Genomic DNA, 16,476 nt, shown 5'->3' with positions numbered 1-16,476 from the left:
CCACCAGTCACACCGCCGATGAGGCCACCAACATCAGTGAGGTCACCAGCAATATGCTGAACCAGACCAGAAGCAGTTGAACCGTTGGTAATTAATGTACCGACTACACCAGTCAGTGAACCCGCAGCACCACCAATATCCGCACCTGCTAAATCAGAAATAGCTTCTAAAGTACCGTTTACTGTATCACGAGAAGTTTCAAAGGTGAGGGTACCTAAATTGGTGAGATCTGTGACTGGATGGACACCCGGAAGGACACCGCTAATTGCGCCACCTACTGTAGTAATCCCTGTGTTGATAATATCTGTTTTTAGGCTTTCAACACCTTGAAGCACATCGATACCTGTTTGGATGACACCTGTGACAGGGTTATTGCCAAGATCACCACCAGTAATCCCACCGATGATGCCCGTGATTGCGCCAAGAGGACCGCCTTCACCACCGCCAATACCGCCAGTAATTCCGCCGATGATGCCAGTAATCGCACCAAGAGGGCCACCTTCACCACCACCGATACCACCAGTAATCCCTCCGATGATGCCTGTGATAGAACCTAATGGACCTGTGCTACCAATGTTGGTTACATCCCCTATAATATGTTGAACCAGACCTGATGCAGTAGACCCATTATTCACCAGTGTACCAATGACACCTGTTGCAGAACCAATTGCCCCGCCAATATCTGCACCAGCAAGGTGGGAGACGGTTTCTAGTGTACCGTTTACCGTATCGCGAGAAGTTTCAAAAGTGAGGGTACCCAGATTTGCTAGGTCTCCAATTGGGTGTTCAGATTGATGCACTGCACTAATGACCGTGCCAGCAACAGTATTAATTCCTGTATTGATGATATCGGTTTTTAAACTCTCAAGCCCTTGAAGGACATCAATACCACTTTGAACAATACCTGTGACTGGGTTGTTCGCTAGGTCACCACCAGTGATGCCGCCAATGATTCCAGTCACTGCACCAAGTGGACCGCCTTCACCTCCACCGGTGATACCGCCAATGATTCCCGTGACTGCACCAAGTGGGCCGCCCTCAGTTCCACCGGTGATACCGCCAATGATTCCAGTTACCGCACCAAGTGGACCACCATTTGCTCCACCCGTAATACCACCGATAATTCCTGTGACTGTACCAAGTGGGCCGCCCTCAGTTCCACCGGTAATACCGCCAATGATTCCAGTCACTGCACCAAGTGGACCACCATTTGTTCCACCCGTAATACCACCAATAATGCTTGTGACTGAACCAAGCGGACCACCCTCGGTTCCGCCTGTAATTCCTCCAAGAATGCCTGTTACTGCACCAAGTGGATTACCACTTGCCCCGCCAGTAACACCGCCTAAAATATTTGTGACTGTAGAAATTGGGCTACTACTACCTGTTACATTTCCCAGAACGCTAGTAATTGAACTTATAGGATTGTTGGCTGCTCCACCTGTAAGATTGCTTACCGTGTGAGTTACGGTATTTGTTGAAACGATATTTGTAATTGTAGACAAGGACAAAGGAGCAAGGATTGAACCGCCAACGTGTGATGTAGGTGTACTACTATCAACTAAGCTTGAAGTAATACTTTTAATGGGTGACAAAAGACTTTTGAAAAGCATAACGATACCTATATTTTTAAAGTTGTGTTGTTTTGAGTAATTATTAAATTGCTATGATTTTTTTGTGATTAAAGTCACATTAATCATATTTAGTGTTATATGTGGCAGTTATTTTGTCAATCTGTAACGGGCTTGAATATGATTGTTAAATGTGGATTTAAAATGTTGAATTTTAATATATTTATTGGTTGTTAATTTTAACTAAATTTACACTTGTATTTTATTTGAAAGGGTAAGGGGATTTTTATCATAGCGAGATAAGTTTTATTTATCATATAATTAAAGTGTTATCTGAGTGCAATCTATGTCTTGTGAAGAAGATGCTGGAAAGAAAGTTTTAAAATTTGTTACTCGTTTGCAAAAAAATATTTCCAGTGTTTTTCGGTTTTATTTAATTAATAAAGATCAATATTTTAAATTTTTTCTTAATTAATTTTTTTAAAATTATAATAAATCTAAAATCGTATTGTTTATGCTGTTATTGACGTGTTATTTAAAAAAACTTACCAATCAAATGTGGTCTCTTTGGAATATTCTCATCTTAATCTGACGAACTTTATTAAGCTGCAAAAGAAAAGCCACTGATTAGAGTGACTTTTCTTGGTATTGCTGTATTTTAAAAATGATGAAGTGAGCCGAATAGGTGATCGGTTAGGTTTGTTAATGGTGAGGAAACTGAAATGAGATCGGTAATGCTTCCCCCATTTGGATTTGGTTCACCGACAGCAATGCCGGAAGAAGTCGAAAGTGTGCCAGTAATTATGGTGAGCAGACTATCTAGACTGTTACTACTACCACCATTGTCATAGTTAATATGGATAAGGTTGTTGAGACCTTCCATAATATTGCCACTCGCGAGATCGCCGAGACTATCTTGTAGATTACTGATTGCCGAACTACCACTGCCAATCACCATGTCGATCGGTTGGGCAATACCAGAAAGAATACCATCGCCACTGATACCACCCGTGATGCTACCAATGATGTCTGTGATTGAGCCTAAAGGATCACCTTCACCACCACCGATACCACCAGTCACGGCACCGATAATGCCACCAACATCAGTGAGATCACCTGCAATATGTTGAACCAGTCCAGAAGCAGTTGAGCCATTGGTCACGAGTGTGCCAAGTACACCTGTGAGAGAACTCGCAGCACCATCAATATCCGCACCCGCTAAATCAGAGATCGCTTCCAGTGTTCCGTTTACCGTATCCCGTGAAGTTTCAAAGGTAAGGGTGCCTAAATTGGTGAGGTCTGTGACTGGATGAACGCCAGGAAGAACATCACTGATTGCACCACCTATAGTGGTGATACCTGTATTGATGATATCGGTTTTTAGGCTTTCAACACCTTGAAGCACATCGATACCTGTTTGGATGACACCTGTGACAGGGTTATTGCCAAGATCACCGCCAGTAATACCACCAATGATGCCAGTGATCGCGCCAAGAGGGCCACCTTCACCGCCACCAATACCGCCAGTAATACCACCGATGATGCCAGTGATTGCGCCTAGAGGACCACCTTCATCGCCGCCAATTCCTCCTGTGACGCCAGCAACAATACCTGTCACAGTTCCTAATAAGCCTGTTGCACCTTCACCATCACCTGCCACAATATGAATAAGATTGGTTACAGGGCTCAATGGATTGAACTCACCTTCACCATTTAGACCACTTAAATCAAGCACTGAGATGGCATTGCCTGAGAAGTTAATCGGAATCGTAATGGGTGTCACGATGCTTGCATCGTCACCGTTACCATTGCCGATACCGAAATTATGGTCGCCATTACCAGAACCAACACCACCCAGTAGGCCACCAGAGCCATTGCCAGTACCATTGCCATTGTTCGTGGTGTCATTGTCCTGAACATAGTTGTTGGTTGTGGTAGATGAATTATTGTGTGAGTTTGCTGTTGCGCTGCCAAATAAAGAAATTGCATTGCCAGATAAATTAATAGGAATTGCAATCGGTGCTACTATGCTGGCATTGTCACCAATCCCATTGCCTATACCATAATTGTGTTCACCATTACCGGCACCTACGCCATTGAGTAAACCGCCAAGACCAAGGAGGCCTCCACCAGCACCCCCTGTACCATTGCCACCGCTATTACTATTGTCAGTGGAGTCATTGTCTTGAACATAGTTGTTGGTTGTGGTGGATGAGTTGTTAGTTGAGTTTGCTGTTGCATTGCCAAAGATGGAGAAGGCATTTCCAGATGCATTTACAGGAACCGTGATTGGCATAACTACGCTGGCATCATCCGCAATCCCGTTACCAATACCGTAATTGTGTTCGCCATTACCTGCGGCTATACCATTTAATAGCCCACCACTGGCCGCATTACCTGAACCAGTTCCATTAGCGCCAGTATTACTGTTGTTGATGGTGTCATTGTCTTGGAAATAGTTTGAAGTGGTTGTAGATGAATTGTTGACTGAATTTGAAGTGGCGTTGCCAAAGATGGAGAAGGCATTTCCGGATGCATTGATTGGTGTCGTAATCGGTGCAACAACACTGGCATCATCCGCAATCCCATTGCCTATACCATAATTGTGTTCACCATTACCTGCAGCGACTCCATTTAATAAACCACCCCCGACACCATTACCTGCTGTGCCGCCGACGCCCGTACTGCTGTTGCTATTATTGGTACTATCGTTGTCTTGGAAGATGTTGGTGGTTTTGGTTGAGGAATCATTGACTGAATTTGAAGTGGCATTCCCAAAAATTGAGAAGGCATTACCTGAACCACTGATTGGGGTTGTAATCGGTGCAACCACACTGGAATCATTACCGATGCCATTACCAATACCATAGTTGTGATCACCATTACCTGCAGCAGGACCATTAGCCCAGCCACCCACGCCATTACCAGCAGAACCACCGAGTAGACCTGTGCCACTATTACTATTGTCCGTACTGTCATTATCTTCATAATGATTGACAGCTGTGGTTGATGAGTTGTTGACTGAACTTGTGGTTGAGTCCCCAAATACGGAGAAGGAGTTACCTAAACCACTGAGTGGCGTTGTAATCGGCATCACCACACCGACATCATCACCGTTGCCATTACCAATGCCGTAATTATGTTCGCCGTTGCCTGACCCTACGCCATTGAGCAGACCGCCAATGCCATTACCTGAGCTGCCGCCTACACCTGTACCACTATTACTATTGTCCGTACTGTCATTGTCACGCACAATATTGGTAGTGGTGGTCGAAGCATTGTTATGAGATGCGTTATTGGCATCGCCCAAGAAGCTGAATTCATTTCCTAAGCCATTGACTGGCATCGTGATGGGTGTGGTTACACCGACATCATCACCGTTGCCATTGCCAATACCGTAGTTTTGTTCACCATTACCAGAACCAATACCACTGAGTAGACCACCAATGCCATTGCCTGCACCGCCTACTCCAGTACCATGATTACTATGGTCGATATGGTCATTGTCTTCGACGATATTGGTCGTATTGGTTGAGCCGTTATTCACAGATGTATTGCCTGTATGGGTTGGATCATTACTGCCAAACCAAGAGACATTGTTACCCATCGCATTGATTGGAGTAACTATAGGTGAGGTCCAATCGGCATCATCACCGTTGCCATTGCCGATGCCATAGTTATGTTCGCCATTGCCCGCACTCACCCCATTGAGCAAACCACCGATACCGTTACCTGAACTGCCAGTCGTAGTCGTTCCGCTATTGCTATTGTCGGTTGTATCATTGTCTTGAACATGATTGAGTGTTGTGGTTGGCGCAGAGTTGCTAGATGAATTATCACTTCCTCCACCAATTGAATTGCCTAATACATTGAATGGTGTGGTCCATGGAACAGTAACATCGGCATCATCGCCGTTACCATTGCCGATGCCGTAGTTTTGTTCGCCATTACCTGCAGCAGGGCCATTGCCCCAACCACCGACACCATTGCCAACATCACCTAGACCTGTGCCATTATTACTGTTGTTGGTTGTATCGTTATCCTGAATAATATTTGACGTTGTTGTTGGTGCGGTATTGGTGGAGCTAACATCGCCACCGCCTAAACCCGCAACTGAGTTACCAAGTACATGTACTGGCGTTGTCCAAGGAACCGTGACACTGGCGTCATCAGCGTTGCCATTGCCAATTCCGTAATTGTGTTCGTCATTTCCTGCGCTAACACCATTCAGTAAGCCGCCGAGGCCATTACCCGCACCTCCAACGCCTGTTCCATTGTTACTATTATTGGTGCTGTCATTATCTTGAATGACATTGGAGGTCGAGGTTGGAGCAGTATTGATTGAGTTTACATCTCCACCACCGATGCCCACAACTGAGTTGCCTAAGGCTTGGAAGGGGGCTGTCACAGGGGTAGTGATACTGGCATCATCACCGTTGCCATTGCCGATGCCATAGTTTTGTTCACCATTTCCTGAACCAATCCCATTGAGCCATCCACCATCACTGCCATTGCCTGCAGCAGCAGTGCCATTGTTGCTATTGTTAACGGCGTCGTTGTCTTGAATTTGTGTAGTCGATGTCGTTGCTGCTGTATTTATAGTGTTAACATCAGCACCGCCTAAACCAATAATTGCATTACCAGCCGCTTGAACAGGTGTGGTCCATGGCACAGTGATACTGACATCGTCGCCATTACCATTGCCAATACCGTAATTATGCTCTCCATTGCCGGCTGCAACACCATTGAGTAGACCACCTGCATTGCCATTACCCGCAGCTCCAGTACCTGTGTTGCTATTATTGGTGCTGTCATTATCTTGAATGAGGGTAGTTGAACTGGTTGGTGTGCTATTGACAGAGTAGACAGCACCACCACCCAATGTACCGATTGAGTTACCTAAGGCATCAAAAGGCACCGTAACTGGTGTGGTGAGATTTGCATCATCTCCATTGCCATTACCAATCCCATAGTTATGATCGCCATTGCCTGCGGCAACACCACTTAATAAACCGCCATTGCTACCATTACCTGCAGCAGTACCCGTATTACTATTGTTGATGCTGTCATTGTCTTGGATGTGAGTCGAAGATGTTGTTGTGGCCGTATTGATTGAGCTAATGGGTGACGAACCTCCAAGCCAAGGAAAAGAGTTTCCTAATGCATGAAAAGCTGTAGTGAAAGGAAGAGGGACGTTAAGATCTTGGCCATTGCCAACACCGACACCATAATTTTGATTGCCATTTCCTGTTATTGCACTGAATAAACCATTATTTGAGCCATTATTGTTGTTGGTGATATTAGTACTCTCGACCACAACATGGTTTGTGGTTGATACCGTATTTACAGCAGTCGGTACTGCTGCTTGGCTATTACTACTCGAATGAGAAAGAATACCCGTAATTGGTGATAAAATATTTTTAAATAACATGTCGATATACCTATAATTATTGGAATTTTGTTTTATTAAAGCTTAATAATTATGTGACTCCTGTCTCATAATGTATTTATAAGTATTTATTGGTTGTTTATTTAAAGTCAATATTGTGCTTTGTATCATATTTTTAAATGACTATAAAAACATGATAAAACAAAGAGATGTATTTCCTAGTGATCACTGGCTTATCGTTCTAATTTGGAATGCGATTTTTTTTAATTCTTTATTCAAATTATAGAATCGATGGAAATATAAGATCGCTGAAATATGAGTTATTTAAAGTGTAATCATTCACTTGGAGAGAACTGGGCATCTGAAATCAATCAACGTTTAAGTCAGGTATCGATAACCGCGAGATTTACACCCATTTCAATGAGGAGTTGACGCTGTTTTGCTCAAATAGTGGCAAAATGCTGAATCTATAGCCAGTTAAGTGCAATTTTGTGAAAAAAGGCTTATCATTTTGGGGGAAGTGCGTATAATGCGCTCCATCAAATATGCGCTCATAGCTCAGCTGGATAGAGCACTTGGCTACGAACTAAGGGGTCGGGAGTTCGAATCTCTCTGAGCGCACCAATTTGAATAAATAAACCGCTTAATTGCGGTTTTTTTGTGTCTTATGTTTTTGCTTTAATTTTTTGTACAAATACGGCATTGCCACCCACCGCAGGAAGTACATCATGATAAGGCAGGCTGCGCATGGCTCTTAATAAGAATGGGGCCTTCTCATCGATTTTCATTGCGCTGGTCATGCTCAATAAGGTTCCTTGATTAAGTGAACTCAACTGCATTTTTCCTCTAATAAAACGTAGGTCACCGCCATTGGCATAAAAATTATTTTCATCTGTCTGCGGATAATTAAAACGTAATTTAAATGCGAACGGTATATTGATGACTCCAAGGCCAACATTGACTTGAATATCTGCATCTTGTGCCTGATTCTGGATGGGGGTGGTCACCACTTTTTTAATTTGTCGAGGAAATAACTCTTGGTAGGCCAATGGACTTAGCCATTTTTGTAAGGGTTGAGTCGGTTGTTTATAAAATTGATAGGTGGTGGTAAAACGCATGGATTCTCGGCCATGGGTATACAGCATAGTGGTCGGTGCATGCAGGATACTGACAGGTTGCTGAGCAGATTGAATCAGTTGTGTGATTTTATTGAGTTGAGCTGCATTCAACTGCGGATTCGGCATTTGTCCTGCATTGAGTGGCTTAAGATTGGCTTGAATAAAACGGGCTCTTAAGGACTCTAAAATAAATGCATTACTACTACTTGGAATCCCAAGTTTGACCTCAGGAATCGCATTGAGAATTTTCTTAAAAATAAATCCTTTGGGTTGATTCAAATCACCCCATTGAGTCAAGGTGATTAAGGTGCGGTTCTCGTCCAGTGCAAACCATTCAAATTTACCGACACCGTAGGGAATCGGTGCATCAATCACCAAACTGGCAATGCTATTGGGTTTGATCTGATGTTGTAGGGTGACGTCTTCATTAAAGTTGAGTACGGGAATTGGAGTTGGAATCGAGACCCGATATTTCATTTGTACCGTATTGCCTGATTGCTCTAATGTCTTCGCCGATTTGAGTGTTGGGAATAATCCAACATAGTGGTTGAAATCGGTCAGTGTTTTGGCCACTTGTTGCGCATTTACGGGAACAATGATCGCGGCTGAATTAAAACTGACATTGGGTTGAGGATTGTTTTTTAGTGTGGGTACCGCTGTTTTTGTCGCAGGGTGACCGTAAATAAAAATATTGTTTTGGGTATAACTGGCCAAGAGCTGCGGGCTGTTTTGAAAAGGTTGTAGGGCACTCGGGATATTGTCTGTCCATGGTAGGATTTGTGCAAAACATGTTTGTGTAAGCCCCAATAAAATACAGGGCAAGATTAAACGATTTAAATAAGCCATCACATTCCTTTGATTTTTATCCGTGATTTCATCCAATGACTTGATCTCCTGACTTGAGCGATCAATACTGCTTATTAATAATTTTTTTTATGCATGAAAAATAGTCGTATTGTGTAAAACCCGCTCAAGTGGATGTCTGGAGCGGGGCTAGGAAAAGTTTATTGTTCTGCCATTAAGCTTTTACGGCGATAAACAAACAAGATGGCACCCAGTGGCAATGCAATTTGCAAGATAATTGGACTATAGACCGTTTGCTGGAAGTAACCCGCACCTAAGACGAGGAAGCTCAGCATTTGAAAAGCGTAACTGCCATCGCTCCAATTCAGTGAAAATTGCATAAAGCCAAAGCAAATAAAAATTAACCACACCCATTTCCGTTTTTGCATGGGGGTTCTGATGCATAGGATAAAGGCATATATACAAAACAGCGGAATCGTAATGGCAAGGATAAACACGACATAATGCAGTAGACTTTTTCCTGCAAATGTAAAGCCATGCATGGCTTGGACAGAATGGTCAATCGGTTCAACATGAATGCCAATAATACGGATTTGATCTGCCTGTTTACTGAGTACGATTTTATTTATCAGCCAATGATCCGCAAATTCATATTCAAAGCTTAATTGATAAGTGACAACATCTTTAAATAAGCTTTTATTGGCTGCAATTAACTTAATATTTTTAACGGGCTCAGCAGGAAATAAGCCAGCCATTTGGATCAAAGTGCTATGGGTCGATTCATCTTGCAGTTCTGGGCTGAGATATTTCTCAATGGCTGCATAGTTTTTGTTGCCGAGTTGATTAAACATATCTTCAGCAAAAGCCTTTTCTTGTGGCGGTACAATCTTTTCGAGAAAGGATTGTTGGCTACAGGCACTGAGTGTGATCAAAAGACCTAAAAGAAACAGCAAAGATCTAAACTGTTGTGGCATCTTCATCATTTTCATACTGTTAAATTCATCGATAAAATTAAATTGATATAAAAGGGCGTGCCCAAAAGAGAAAAAACATCACATTTAAATTTTGTATTAAATCGCGATAAATGTGATTTCCCATTAAATCATTTATGTTCTAATAGGTCAGTTTTTTTTCAAATGTTAGAAATTAAAAATGTCTGAACAACGTCCAAGTGTATCGGTGCGCTATTATTTGAATTTAGAAGAATCACAAGATGGTTTTGCTTTGGTCACTTTTGGCAAAAAAACCTTTAGCCGCTTTTTAACCCCGGTGATCAGTATTGCGATTATTTTGTGGGGAATCTATTTAGGTTTTTCTGGTGTTGGACGTTATTACGTTGCACTGGGCGCTTTTTTTCTGGTGATGCAAGCCGTTATGCGCTATTGGTTGTTACCAATGTTGTTTAAGCGCCAATTTGTACGCTATCAGTTTGGTAAAAGTGAACAGGGGATTGACCTTTATCAAGATCACTTTGAACTATATGCTGCAGGTAAAAGACAAACAGCGCAGTATTCAGAAGTACAATCTTTTGCAATTGGCAAGCTGACTTATATGTTAGAGCTAAAAAGTCACACTGTGGTGATCGTACCTAAACGCGCATTTAGCGATTCAGCAGAGCAAACAAAATTCGAAAATAGTTTCAAGAAGTAATTTTATCGACGGTTGAAAGAACAAGGAGTTTTCATGAGTACACGTCCTTCAAAAATTGTGTGTGTCGGTCGAAATTATGCCGAACATGCCAAGGAATTAGGTAATGCCATTCCTGAGCGTGCCTTGCTCTTTATTAAGCCACCAAGCAGTCTTGGTTCTTTGACGCAAGGTGTAAGCTGGAATCAAGAACTGGGTGAGTGTCACTATGAATGCGAAATTTGCTTGCAAATTGCACATCCTTTATCGCAAGAAACCGATCCAGCCAAAGCCCTAGAAGCCATTGGTGCAATCACTTTAGGTCTGGATTTGACCCTGCGTGATTTACAGAGCGATTTAAAATCCAAGGGCGAACCGTGGGAACGTGCCAAAGCCTTTGATGGCGCCTGTATTTTGGCGGACTGGATTGAAGCAGATGAAATTGGTGACTTGCAAGAGCTAGAGCTGATTTTGAATATCAATGGCGTAGACCGTCAGCACGGTTTTACCAAAGATATGATCTTTGATATAGGGACTCTACTTGTTGAGATTAACAAATCGTTTAGTCTGGAAGTTGGTGATGTCATTATGACGGGTACGCCTGCTGGTGTTGGCGCATTACGTGCCAATGATCAATTGACCATGAAATTGATCACCCAGTCTGGCGAGTATGACTGGGATACTTTTGTAAAAGCCTGAGTTGAAATAAAAGGGTGGCGCTGTAATTGATATCAGCGCCATTTTTTTATGCCTGAAAAAAGTGATTTTCTTTTTAGCTGTCCGTCTAGTTGAGTGAGCTAACGAAAGGTTTAGCGCCCTTGATAAAGTTTACGAAACTGGTCTGGGGTGAAATGCATCCAGCGTTTAAACATATAAATAAAAGCCGAGGAACTGGCATAACCTAAGTCCAAAGCAATCGTCTCAATGGTCTTGCCCTGATTTAACATCGACATCGCTTTCATCACTTTTAAACGTTGCCGCCATTCATGTAGAGACATTCCCAATTCTTTTTGGCTATAACGGGCAAGGGTACGTTCAGTCATATTGATCATCTGTGCAAGCTGCTCCAAGGTACTGTTATCCGTTGGGAATTCATGTAAATGGGTCAATATTTTAGCCAGCGCGGGATGTTGTGTTGTAGGTAAATAACTACCAACCAACTCCGCATGAGTTAGTGAATCGAGCAAAACTTGAAGTAAGCGTAAATATTCTGGATCTTGTTCAGAAAAGGGATGTTTGCGGATATGTTCGAGCAGTGCAGAAACCAAGGGTGCAGACAATAAGATACCTGCCTGCTGAGGCATGTTTTGACAGAGTGATTCATGCACGTACAAGGTGCAATGCGTGACCTCATTACGATTGATGCCACTGTGTTGTAAATGCGGTGGTAGCCAAATCCCATAAGGTGGTGGGGTTAAGTAATGAATTTGCTCAATATTGACTTCTAACACACCATCAAAAGCATAGATAAATTCTCCCCAAGCGTGTGCGTGTTGTGGGTAAAACGTCTCTGCAGGTGCGTCCCGAATCTGTAGCCATAATGGCGCAGGAATTTCATTGTAGGTCGAGATTGGCTGAAAATCTTGAATCCGTTGTGCTGATTTTTTCATAACATGAGAATTGCCTGAAAATACGCATCTATTGTCGTATTTTCACTATATCATGAAAATACGACAGTCTTATATTGGTGCTCAAACCATAAAATCAGGAGCGCGCAATGGATGAGCGTAAAGCATTAGATGCAACGGCATCGGGTCTGATGATCGTACTGTGTATGATCTGGGGACTACAACAAGTCATTTTAAAAATGGCAGCTCCTGATATTTCGCCCTTAATGCAAATCGCGCTGCGTTCGGGCCTTGCCGCCATACTGCTTTTACCCTTACTTTACCTCGATAAAACCAGTCAACTTTTCAATCGCCAGAATTTAAAAGCAGGTGCACTGGTCGCTTTTCTATTTTCTTTAGAATTTTTTTTATTGGCACAAGCTTTACAGCTAACCTCGGCTTCACATGCCGTGGTGCTGCTGTATACCGCACCGATTTTTGTCGCCTTGGGCTTACACTGGAAACTTCCTTCAGAGCGTCTCAGTCTGTTGCAATGGACAGGTATTGGGATTGCCTTTTTAGGGATCGTAGTGACGTTCTTACGTGCTAATTCAGGTGGATCGATTGCGGATCGACAGATGTTGTGGGGTGATTTGCTCGCTTTGGCAGGCAGTATTGCTTGGGCAGCGACCACGATTACCGTACGTTTATCTTCGCTTGCGCAAGCTGCCGTAACACAAACCTTGTTTTATCAATTGGCGGGTAGTTTTGTGCTGTTGTTTGGCGCGGCTCTGGTTCTTGGGCAAGGCACGATTCATTTCACCCCATTGGTGATGGGCAGTTTAGCTTTTCATACCTTGGTGGTTTCTTTCGCCAGTTTCTTGGCATGGTTTTGGTTGCTACGTAATTATTTAGCTTCCCGCCTTGGCGTCTTTTCCTTCCTGACACCTTTATTCGGGATGGCATTTGGTGTGTGGTTATTGGGCGAAAAAATTGAGCTGAACTTTGTGATTGGTTCTGCGTTGGTCTTGCTTGGCATTGTAGTGGTGAGTTTACAGGGCTGGTTAAGGAAATAAAAAAGACCTCGAAAGAGGTCTTTTAGTTACTTCTGTTCAAACAGAGTGGACAGTGGAATGGAAAGCTTGGCTGCTAAATAATCATTACTTTCAACCAAAGAAGGGCCGAGTCGTTCTATCCATTCATCATCCTGATGAATATGCTCAACATCGGGACGTAACGGGAGTGGATAAGGTAGAGCGGTGAAGAAACTCCAGAAATCCACTTGCGCCAAATTACGGACCAACACATATTCGTCTTTATCCGTGCGCATAATCAGGTTTTGGGCTTCCAGTTGCAAGATAAAAGACGGTAAGCGACCGAGTTCACCTCGACCAATAATATTTAACAACTCTTTTTCACTGACACTCTGTCCGATTTGCTGTTTTTTATAAAATAATTCCAGAATATCCAACATCATTAATATTGGATGACGCTTTTGTTCTTTACCTGAATGGAAGGCGGTGAGTGCATAACTGATTTCGACACCCAATAAGATAATGTTCCAAGACAAATATATCCACAGCAGGAAAATTGGGACCGCTGCAAAGGCACCATACACGATTTCATAACTGGTGAAGTTGCTCATCACCCAACCAAAAAAGCGTTTTAAAACCTCAAAGACTGTCGCACTAAAGCAAGCTGCGATGAAGGCAGAAAAAACAGGCACAGTTCGATTGGGAATGGTCCAATATAAAATAAAGAAACCGACAATGGTTAATAAAAATGAAATCAACCACAGAATAAAAGCACCATCGAGTTGATAACCCGCAAAGTTATTACTGAGTACATTGATTGATGCGACGGTCGAAGACAGGACAAAGGCACTGCCCAAAATAATGGGTCCCAATGAAATAATGGTCCAGTAACGCATAAAACCGACCAAGCCCGTTCGAGTCTCCTTAACGCGCCAAATCCGGTTAAATACATTTTCAATCGAGGTCAGCATCAGCACGGTGGTGACAAACAGGAACAGCACACCAATAATGGTCAGGTTACTGGATTTCTCGGTAAAAGCACTTAATGCCTTATCAATGGCAATGGTACTTTTCGGTAGAAAGTTACTATAGATCAGCTGTTGTAGTTGTTGTCTGGCAGGTTCAAGTGCTTTAATCGAGGAGATAATCACTAAAAAAACCGTCAGCATCGGCACGACTGCAAACAGGGTGGTATAGGTTAAACCTCCTGCTTGTTCCCGACAGCGATCGGCTTCAAAACGTCGTAACACAAATACAATAAATTGAAACCATGTTTCCTCTAAAAAAGGCAGTTTTTTTAGATAACGATTTAAGATCATGGGTTCTATCCTAGTTATTTTTAATAAAAATCCTGTCTAATCACAGGATTTACTACAGCTCAAAAAGTAAAAAATGTCGTATAGTGTCCTTTTTAACAAAATTCTTGAAAGTGATGCAACCTTACGTTCTTGTTCTTTATTACAGTAAATATGGTTCAACCAAGCAAATGGCGCATCTGATTGCCGATGGAATTGAAGCTGCAGGGGTGACGGCACGCATTCGTACCGTGCCGAATTTAGCCACCGTTGTGACTGAAGCGGCACCGAGTATTCCAGCAGATGGCGACATTTATTGCACTTTAGAAGATCTTAGCCATTGTTCGGGTTTGGCCTTGGGTTCGCCAACGCGTTTCGGCAATATGGCCAGTGAGATGAAATACTTTTGGGATCAAACCACTAGCCTATGGCTGAATGGTGCTTTGCATCATAAGCCTGCTTGTGTGTTTACATCTTCTGGTTCGATGCATGGTGGGCAGGAAAGCACATTGCTAACGATGTTACCGCCGTTGTTTCATCACGGCATGCTGATTATGGGACTACCTAATTCGATTCCAGCCTTGTCCAATACCAAAAACGGTGGAACACCGTATGGTGCCAGTCATGTTAGTGGGCCACGTCATGATCAGAGCTTAAGTCAAGATGAGAAAATCTTGTGTGAAGCACAAGGCAAGCGTTTAGGTGAAGTGGTGAAAGCGTTGGCCGGAAAATTTTAACTCAGCGAAAGTCGATATTTCCGCCCAGTTGCGACCAATCTCCAGAAAGTAAGATTATCAGTTGGATAGGGAATTGGAGCTAAGGCAGGATTCTGTAGTTGTATTTTTTCTGCACGTTGCTGGTCTGAGATTAAACTTGCATAGAGATAATCGAGTAGATCAACTGCGCTAAACACCTGTTTATAGGCATCTTGTAATTCGGTGTTTTGGTTGGCGAAACATACCTGATGCGGCTCATTGTCGTTGATGAAACTGAGTTCAAGTGATTTTTCGATTTTGCAGACCAGTTGCGGATTGAACTGTAGGGGAGAGAGGCTAAGAACCAGCTCATGCACTTTAAAGTGGGCGAGATGCTGACGTTGTTGCTGCATCGACTCTCTCCTGAAAGGAATAGAATCAATATACGCTGTTTTTGAAAGATTGATAAATAGCTTAAATTATTGGCCTAAAAAAGGGAGCATTCGCTCCCATTTTTATTATTTCTTTAACTGCCAGTCATAGATGTTTTTACGGTAAGCGTACCAGATCATCCACAGACCAATAATAATCATTGGGAAGCTGAGAATCTGGCCTTTGGTCATCCAGCCAAATAAAATGTAGCCTTGGTCTGCATCGGGTTCGCGGAAGAATTCCATAAAGAAGCGAGCAATACCATAGCCGACAAGGAATAGAGCTGAAACGGCCATACGCGGACGAGGTTTAGAGCTAAACCACCACAATACGATAAAGAGGATCAAACCTTCACACAGTGCTTGATAGATTTGTGAGGGATGGCGCACCAAACCGAGTGGATCTGTTGGGAAAATCATTCCAAATGGATAGCTTGGGTCTTGTACTGGGCGGCCATATAGTTCACCGCCAATAAAGTTACCAAAGCGGCCAAACATTAAGCCTGTTGGTACGCAGGGTGCAATAAAGTCCAAGGTCTGGAACCATGTTTTTTGGTATTTTTTACACCAAAACAGCATCGCAATCATCACACCGAGGAAGCCGCCGTGGAAGCTCATGCCTCCAGTCCAGACTTGGAATAACCACAATGGATTTTCTAAAAATTTACCAAATTCGTAGAACAACACATAGCCGACACGGCCACCGAGCACAACACCCAACGCGCCGTAGAAGACCAGATCTGACACCATGTCGCCTGTCCAGCCATCACGTTGTTTAGCACGATACGATGCTAAACCCCATGCGCATAGAAAAGCCAGAAGATACATCAGCCCGTACCAGTGCACTTTGACTGGTCCTAAGCTCAGCGCAACTGGATCAATATTTGGATAGGTCAGCATCGCTGCTCCTCAATTTTATATTTTGAGCAGATTGTAGCGGAATGATGTGAAAAATGTTGTACATTC

Annotated in this window: 11 protein-coding genes, 1 tRNA gene and 1 pseudogene; 5 read left to right on the top strand and 8 right to left on the bottom strand. The window is 43.0% G+C overall.

The window, feature by feature from the left end:
* Together B2727_RS10715 and B2727_RS10710 are read right to left on the bottom strand one after the other, a co-directional pair.
* Positions 1-1,613, bottom strand: a pseudogene (locus B2727_RS10715) (hypothetical protein); the annotation flags it as partial.
* A gap of 616 nt (positions 1,614-2,229) precedes the next feature.
* On the bottom strand, positions 2,230-7,002 hold the full coding sequence (locus B2727_RS10710; protein ID WP_033134145.1) for a beta strand repeat-containing protein: 4,773 nt from the start codon (positions 7,000-7,002) through the stop codon (positions 2,230-2,232).
* Positions 7,003-7,507: 505 nt separating this feature from the next.
* Between B2727_RS10710 and B2727_RS10705 the strand changes: the two genes are divergently transcribed.
* Positions 7,508-7,584 (top strand) — tRNA-Arg (locus B2727_RS10705).
* 41 nt (positions 7,585-7,625) lie between these two features.
* On the opposite strand, the gene B2727_RS10700 is transcribed toward B2727_RS10705, so the two are convergent.
* Together B2727_RS10700 and B2727_RS10695 are read right to left on the bottom strand one after the other, a co-directional pair.
* Positions 7,626-8,924 carry an SRPBCC family protein gene (locus tag B2727_RS10700; RefSeq protein WP_033134144.1) on the bottom strand — a complete coding sequence of 433 codons (1,299 nt, stop codon included), beginning with the start codon at positions 8,922-8,924 and terminating at the stop codon, positions 7,626-7,628.
* Between the two features lie 158 nt (positions 8,925-9,082).
* Positions 9,083-9,871, bottom strand: a complete 789-nt coding sequence (locus B2727_RS10695) for a hypothetical protein (RefSeq protein WP_227505295.1) — start codon at positions 9,869-9,871, stop codon at positions 9,083-9,085.
* A 163-nt stretch (positions 9,872-10,034) separates the two neighbouring features.
* On the opposite strand from B2727_RS10695, the gene B2727_RS10690 reads away from it, so the two are divergent.
* Together B2727_RS10690 and B2727_RS10685 are read left to right on the top strand one after the other, a co-directional pair.
* The gene (locus B2727_RS10690) at positions 10,035-10,532 is read left to right on the top strand and encodes a YcxB family protein (RefSeq protein WP_033134143.1); all 498 of its coding nucleotides are present in this window, start codon (positions 10,035-10,037) and stop codon (positions 10,530-10,532) included.
* Between the two features lie 33 nt (positions 10,533-10,565).
* Entirely contained in the window at positions 10,566-11,207 is a 642-nt protein-coding gene (locus B2727_RS10685) for a fumarylacetoacetate hydrolase family protein (protein WP_033134142.1), read from the top strand.
* A gap of 110 nt (positions 11,208-11,317) precedes the next feature.
* Here the strand turns inward: B2727_RS10685 and B2727_RS10680 are convergent, their stop codons facing one another.
* Positions 11,318-12,118 carry an AraC family transcriptional regulator gene (locus tag B2727_RS10680; protein ID WP_033134141.1) on the bottom strand — a complete coding sequence of 267 codons (801 nt, stop codon included), beginning with the start codon at positions 12,116-12,118 and terminating at the stop codon, positions 11,318-11,320.
* Positions 12,119-12,225: 107 nt separating this feature from the next.
* Between B2727_RS10680 and B2727_RS10675 the strand changes: the two genes are divergently transcribed.
* Positions 12,226-13,131 carry a DMT family transporter gene (locus B2727_RS10675; RefSeq protein ID WP_033134140.1) on the top strand — a complete coding sequence of 302 codons (906 nt, stop codon included), beginning with the start codon at positions 12,226-12,228 and terminating at the stop codon, positions 13,129-13,131.
* 26 nt (positions 13,132-13,157) lie between these two features.
* Here B2727_RS10675 and B2727_RS10670 read toward each other — a convergent pair whose 3' ends face one another.
* A complete protein-coding gene (locus B2727_RS10670) occupies positions 13,158-14,408 on the bottom strand; it encodes a YihY family inner membrane protein (RefSeq protein ID WP_033134139.1) in 1,251 nt (416 codons plus the stop codon).
* 113 nt (positions 14,409-14,521) lie between these two features.
* Here B2727_RS10670 and wrbA point away from each other — a divergent pair, with 113 nt between their 5' ends.
* Positions 14,522-15,121 carry an NAD(P)H:quinone oxidoreductase gene (gene wrbA, locus B2727_RS10665; protein WP_033134138.1) on the top strand — a complete coding sequence of 200 codons (600 nt, stop codon included), beginning with the start codon at positions 14,522-14,524 and terminating at the stop codon, positions 15,119-15,121.
* Here wrbA and B2727_RS10660 read toward each other — a convergent pair.
* A complete protein-coding gene (locus B2727_RS10660; RefSeq protein ID WP_033134137.1) occupies positions 15,118-15,492 on the bottom strand; it encodes a hypothetical protein in 375 nt (124 codons plus the stop codon). The genes wrbA and B2727_RS10660 overlap by 4 nt on opposite strands.
* A gap of 105 nt (positions 15,493-15,597) precedes the next feature.
* Positions 15,598-16,410: a prolipoprotein diacylglyceryl transferase gene (gene lgt / locus B2727_RS10655; RefSeq protein WP_004657788.1), complete on the bottom strand. Its 813-nt coding sequence runs from the start codon at positions 16,408-16,410 to the stop codon at positions 15,598-15,600.
* Positions 16,411-16,476: the final 66 nt, after the last annotated feature.

This window comes from Acinetobacter sp. UBA991 (genome assembly GCF_002292065.1).
GTDB lineage: Bacteria > Pseudomonadota > Gammaproteobacteria > Pseudomonadales > Moraxellaceae > Acinetobacter > Acinetobacter higginsii.
The sequence above is the reverse complement of the archived record's forward strand: the minus strand, read 5'-3'. Positions and strand labels throughout refer to the sequence as shown.

What these genes read in the sequence shown, in the direction of transcription:
- B2727_RS10710 (WP_033134145.1), bottom strand. Translation starts at nt 7,002, where the DNA reads ATGTTATTTAAAAATATTTTATCACCAATTACGGGTATTCTTTCTCAT.
- B2727_RS10700 (WP_033134144.1), bottom strand. Translation starts at nt 8,924, where the DNA reads ATGGCTTATTTAAATCGTTTAATCTTGCCCTGTATTTTATTGGGGCTT.
- B2727_RS10695 (WP_227505295.1), bottom strand. Translation starts at nt 9,871, where the DNA reads ATGAAAATGATGAAGATGCCACAACAGTTTAGATCTTTGCTGTTTCTT.
- B2727_RS10690 (WP_033134143.1), top strand. Translation starts at nt 10,035, where the DNA reads ATGTCTGAACAACGTCCAAGTGTATCGGTGCGCTATTATTTGAATTTA.
- B2727_RS10685 (WP_033134142.1), top strand. Translation starts at nt 10,566, where the DNA reads ATGAGTACACGTCCTTCAAAAATTGTGTGTGTCGGTCGAAATTATGCC.
- B2727_RS10680 (WP_033134141.1), bottom strand. Translation starts at nt 12,118, where the DNA reads ATGAAAAAATCAGCACAACGGATTCAAGATTTTCAGCCAATCTCGACC.
- B2727_RS10675 (WP_033134140.1), top strand. Translation starts at nt 12,226, where the DNA reads ATGGATGAGCGTAAAGCATTAGATGCAACGGCATCGGGTCTGATGATC.
- B2727_RS10670 (WP_033134139.1), bottom strand. Translation starts at nt 14,408, where the DNA reads ATGATCTTAAATCGTTATCTAAAAAAACTGCCTTTTTTAGAGGAAACA.
- wrbA (WP_033134138.1), top strand. Translation starts at nt 14,522, where the DNA reads ATGCAACCTTACGTTCTTGTTCTTTATTACAGTAAATATGGTTCAACC.
- B2727_RS10660 (WP_033134137.1), bottom strand. Translation starts at nt 15,492, where the DNA reads ATGCAGCAACAACGTCAGCATCTCGCCCACTTTAAAGTGCATGAGCTG.
- lgt (WP_004657788.1), bottom strand. Translation starts at nt 16,410, where the DNA reads ATGCTGACCTATCCAAATATTGATCCAGTTGCGCTGAGCTTAGGACCA.